The following is an 844-nucleotide window of genomic DNA, read 5'->3' on the forward strand; positions in this document are numbered from 1 at the left end:
ACCGCCGGTGCGGCAGCCGGGGCAACGGCCGGAGCGTCAGGCGTCGGACCGCCAGGCGCGACAGCGGCCGAAGCGGCAATCTGGCCGGGGACCGGACGGACCTCGGCCGGAACGGTTTCCGCCACGATCGGGGCCGTAGCAATGGGGGCGGCAGCGATGGGCGCAACCTTCGGCGCATCCCCATGCAGCGGGGTCACGTTCGCCGTCGGCGCGACAGCAGGCGCGGGCGTCGCCGCAACCGGCTTGGACTCCATGCCCCTGGACTCCGTGGCACGGGCAGGCGCCGCCGGGCGGCGGATCGGCGATGGGCGCGACTGGAGACCAAGGCGATGCGCCTTGCCGACGACCGCGTTTTTCGTCACCGCAAGCTGACGCCCGATTTCGGCCGTCGACAATCCCTGCTGCCAAAGCTCGCGAAGACGGGCGATCGTCTCCTCGGTCCATTCCATAGCCATGCCATCTCTCCTTACGAAGGATGCACGGACACTAATCCTATATCGTGGGGACACTCAACAGTTCGACCACAAAATCTTGTGGACAAGGCTGGGTATAACCTGTTCACAACCCCTGTAAAACCAGCGCATGCCCGCAGCCGGCCCCGTCGTTACGCATACGATCGAAAGTCGTGGTTCCGACGGGCCGTCAGATGCGGGCCCGCCTGATCCGCGTGCCGTCGACCCCCAGCAGCATCTGCCCGGATTTCAGCGCCAGCGCGTCGTCGCCGAACACCTTGCGCCGCCAGCCCTGCATCAGCGGCAGATCGGGCTCGGCCTCCAGCGCCAGCCGGTCGAGATCGTCCGCGGACGCCACCAGGCGCGGCGCCACGTCATGCTCCTCGCAGCAC

General features: G+C 68.0%; 1 protein-coding gene and 1 pseudogene. Both read right to left on the reverse strand.

The genetic code is table 11. From position 1 onward, the window contains the following. Positions 1-455 (reverse strand): GcrA family cell cycle regulator (locus HUK84_RS23400; RefSeq protein ID WP_246285806.1); only part of this gene is annotated, 455 nt, incomplete at its 3' end. A 187-nt stretch (positions 456-642) separates the two neighbouring features. Then, positions 643-844 (reverse strand): annotated as a pseudogene (locus HUK84_RS20610) (ribonuclease D); the annotation flags it as partial.

Source organism: Nguyenibacter vanlangensis (assembly GCF_013376155.1).
GTDB lineage: Bacteria > Pseudomonadota > Alphaproteobacteria > Acetobacterales > Acetobacteraceae > Gluconacetobacter > Gluconacetobacter vanlangensis.